Raw genomic sequence first — 3,754 nt, forward strand, 5'->3', positions numbered from 1 at the left:
TCAACTAAACCCCTAATTCCAAGCAAAGCTGTTCCCAAACCCACTCCTGTCCCTCAGTACAGGACAAAAGTTGCAAAAAGTGCCAGGGAGAGGGTTTGATGGAAATTACCACAAAGACCACAAACCCTCATGGAACAGATTAACCAACTTCGAGCCAAATTGCGACCCCACCTGGGCTGGCATGGGGCGCGACTCTCCTTCGTCGCCATGTTCCTCATAGCCCTATTTCGAGCCAAAACAGTCAATAAGCGCGGAGTTGGCGACCGTGTGCGGAGGAAAAGCCGCTGATGCATCTCACTACAAGCGAATGCAGCGATTCTTCCGGTCTTTTGACCTAGACATGGCTCAAATTGCCCAGATGCTCGTCAAATTGGCTGGAATCCCTCAACCTTGGGTACTGAGCCTTGACCGCACTAACTGGTCTTTCGGAAAAACCCACTTCAACATCTTAATGTTGGGTGTGGTCCATGAGGGGATTGCTTTCCCCTTGCTGTGGACTCTGCTTGAGAAGCAGGGCAATAGTAACAGTGATGAACGTATGGATTTACTTGATCGCTTTGAAGCTTTGTTTCCTGATGTGGTGATCGCGTACCTAACTGCTGACCGGGAATTTATCGGCCAAGAGTGGCTGTCCTATCTGTTGATGGACAAGCCAATTCCCTTTCGGATACGCATACGTCAAAGTGACTTGATTCGATCCCGGACTCGGCAACAAGCCGTACCAGGGTCTGGCTATTTTGCCAACTTGTCCGTCGGGGAAACTCGCGTCCTTTCAGGTCATCATTGGGTTTGGGGTCGCCCAGTCTATGTGATTGGCGCTCGCCTACAACCGACTCAAAAAGGAGATGATAATTTTCTGATTCTGGTCACCAATCATTGCCCCGAACAAGCTTTATCGGATTATACCCGCCGTTGGGGCATCGAGACCCTGTTTGCGGCACTGAAGACTCGGGGTTTTTGCCTTGAATCGACTCATTTCAATGATGCCCCGAGACTGAGCAAACTTTTGGCTTTGTTAGCGATCGCCTTTGTGTGGGCGATGAAGACGGGTTTGTGGCAACATACACTCAAGCCCATTCCGATTAAATCCCATCAACGACGAGCCAAGAGCCTATTTCGTTTGGGATTTGATTATCTGCGCTCAATTTTCACCAATCTTGACCACCAGTTCCCAGCTTTTCTTAACTCTCTCCATTTTTTGTCCTGTACTTAGCGCGGGATGATGTGGTGTAAATGAACCTGATTGTAATTTCCTAGTGGTTGACCGCAATATGGACAAACGTATTGTTGCCGTAAGGCTATCTTATTTTTGCCCTTGGGAAGTCTTCCTTCTGCGGTCTTTTTGGCTGGTGATTTCTCCCTTTTTTCCCAATATTCTTTCAAATCCGGGTTATCCGGTGAGAAGTTATGTGTTACCAGAGTATGTCTGGTAATTTTTGTCCATTGTGCCTTTTCCAGATACAGGTCTTTTGAGCCAAAAACATACTGGTCTTCTCTACCTGGGCAGAACTTCCCATAATGTTTCTTCTTAATCCATTCCCAGGATTTTTGGCCGTATTTCCTTTTGCCCCATCGAACTAATTTCCAGTTTACGTATTGTTGTAGTTTGGAGAAAGTCTCTTTGGCTACAACTCCACTGTGATAGTTAGTCCATCCCCTGATGATGGGTTGAAGCTTGGGAATTCTGCTTTCTGGGGATGCCCCTTTAAGCTTGGCCATTTCTATTTTGATTTTCTTCTTGATATTTTTGAGGCTTTTGTCGGATGGTTTGATGAATGTGATGAACCCTGTTCTTTTGGTGGTTGTCTTATATTTCCTGAAATTCCATCCTAGAAAGTCAAATCCTTCGGTTAGATGAGTTATCCTGGTCTTTTCCTCTGATAGAGTTAATCCTTTTTTGGTCAACCACTTTCTTGTGATTTCCTTAGCATTTGCGGCATCTTCTTTGGTCTCGGTAAGGATTACAAAGTCATCCGCAAAGCGAACTAGTGTTCTATTTGAGGTGTTGTACCAGGAAGGTTTACCGTTCCTTGAATCTTTCCTTTCCTTGTAAGTTATTCCTAGTTCTTCTTCCAATCCATGTAGGGCTATGTTGGCTAGGAGAGGGCTTATTATTCCCCCCTGTGGGGTGCCCGAATCTGTTGGGTGAAATGTGTTTTTATCCACATATCCTGCCTTTAGCCATTTTTCAATAGCCCCTCGGGCTGGAAAATTTCCTATGGAATCTAATAGGGGTTGATGGGCTATGTTGTCAAAACATCCTTTTATGTCTGCTTCTACTACCCACCACTTCCTATTTTTTTCGCCATTGATATTCAAGAAGATTCTTTGGCGGGCGTCGTGAGTACTTCTTTTTGGTCTGAATCCATAAGATGTACCCTCGAATTGAGCTTCCCATGTTGGCTCCAGCGCATTTTTGACAATGGCTTGCAAACATCTGTCGGTGATACTTGGTATCCCTAATGGTCGTTGTTTACCATTGCTTTTAGGTATATAGATGCGTTTGGTTGGTTTGGGAGACCATGACTTTAAGGTAGATAAGGTTTGTACCATCTGCTCCCTCTGTTGTGGGTTCAGACATTTTTCCTTATCCAATCCTGCTGTCTTTCTGCCCTTATTTTCCTGGGTGACTCTTTTGACCGATACCTGGATGTTGCTATAACTCCTGAGCATTAATCTCTGGAGTTTGTTAACTTTTTTCCAGTTGCCTTCACGTGTCGCTTTGAAAATACGTTGTCTTAATTTCCTTACCTGACGGTGGGCTTCTTTCCAATTGATGGAATGCCAATCGTTAGGTTGTTCTGTTACGATACTCCCGTCCGAAGACGTTAGTTCAATCTTTTCCATATACAATTTAAGGTAATCAATCACGTAGTTCCTTTGCTCGGAATCAGCTCTGAAATTCAGCGCTCTTTCGAGTGAGGGATTTTTCTTTTTACCCTCTATCCGACCGGTTATTTATTCCCGTTCCCTTTCAGGTTGTCGGCTTTTGCAAGGTTCAGACTTCTACCGGACCCAGAGTTATACCTCCTCTTGCGATTTGGCTACCCTGTGTATCGACCTGACACCAGGGACTCCATCTCGGCTTACCCGGTTACACACATTGAAGATACGAATCTGAGGTTGCCGTCTTTACACCGAGTCCTTTTTGAGATTCGACTGAATATTAGCCGATATCCAGTCCTTGGAGCTTATATCCCCATCATCGGTTTGATCAGGGATATTCATGTTTACGGTGCCTTTGAACAACGGTTCGTGTCCCTCAACCCTTTGATTCTTTCCCTGTTCGGTTATCACCTATCCGATGGTTCGGTTCAAACTTACTTTCTCTCTAGCTGTGAGACCTAAATCTACGGGTTATTACCAGTTTCAGTCGAAACCAGACATTCCTTCGATTCATGCCCCTTTGAGTGGGAACCAGCCTGAATCTTAGGCTGTGGAAGGCTTTTTACCCCTTCCACTTCAATGAGCGCCTTCTTCGGTCGCCCGGCTAATATCATGTTATGATAGTTACCCTTAATAAAAATCTCCCCCATCTCCCCATCTCCCCATCTCCCCATCTCCCCACACTTCCCACACTTGCGGGAGTGATAGATTTACAACAAAAAGCTGATAGCTGATAGCTTAAGTCCTTTGTTTCCAAAGGTTTTCAAATGTTCTATCCTATTTTAATAACTTTCTCAGGGTTATCTCATACTTTTCAAAGACTCAGTTAAGATAGGTTAAATACTTTAAATAATAATTACATAGATTG

At 44.6% G+C, this 3,754-nt stretch carries 3 protein-coding genes and 1 pseudogene; 2 read left to right on the forward strand and 2 right to left on the reverse strand.

Annotated features, from left to right (window positions below):
* Positions 1-129 precede the first annotated feature (129 nt).
* Positions 130-1,213 (forward strand): annotated as a pseudogene (locus F6K53_RS35615) (IS4 family transposase).
* Here the strand turns inward: F6K53_RS35615 and ltrA are convergent.
* A complete protein-coding gene (ltrA, locus tag F6K53_RS35620; RefSeq protein WP_293084069.1) occupies positions 1,210-2,847 on the reverse strand; it encodes a group II intron reverse transcriptase/maturase in 1,638 nt (545 codons plus the stop codon). The pseudogene F6K53_RS35615 and the gene ltrA overlap by 4 nt on opposite strands.
* Before the next feature lie 186 nt (positions 2,848-3,033).
* Between ltrA and F6K53_RS35625 the strand changes: the two genes are divergently transcribed.
* On the forward strand, positions 3,034-3,348 hold the full coding sequence (locus F6K53_RS35625; RefSeq protein ID WP_293068397.1) for a hypothetical protein: 315 nt from the start codon (positions 3,034-3,036) through the stop codon (positions 3,346-3,348).
* A gap of 2 nt (positions 3,349-3,350) precedes the next feature.
* On the opposite strand, the gene F6K53_RS35630 is transcribed toward F6K53_RS35625, so the two are convergent.
* Positions 3,351-3,560, reverse strand: a complete 210-nt coding sequence (locus F6K53_RS35630; RefSeq protein ID WP_293073806.1) for a hypothetical protein — start codon at positions 3,558-3,560, stop codon at positions 3,351-3,353.
* Between the last annotated feature and the right edge of the window lie 194 nt (positions 3,561-3,754).

Origin of the sequence: Moorena sp. SIO4A1, assembly GCF_010672065.1 — a bacterium.
Lineage (GTDB): Bacteria > Cyanobacteriota > Cyanobacteriia > Cyanobacteriales > Coleofasciculaceae > Moorena.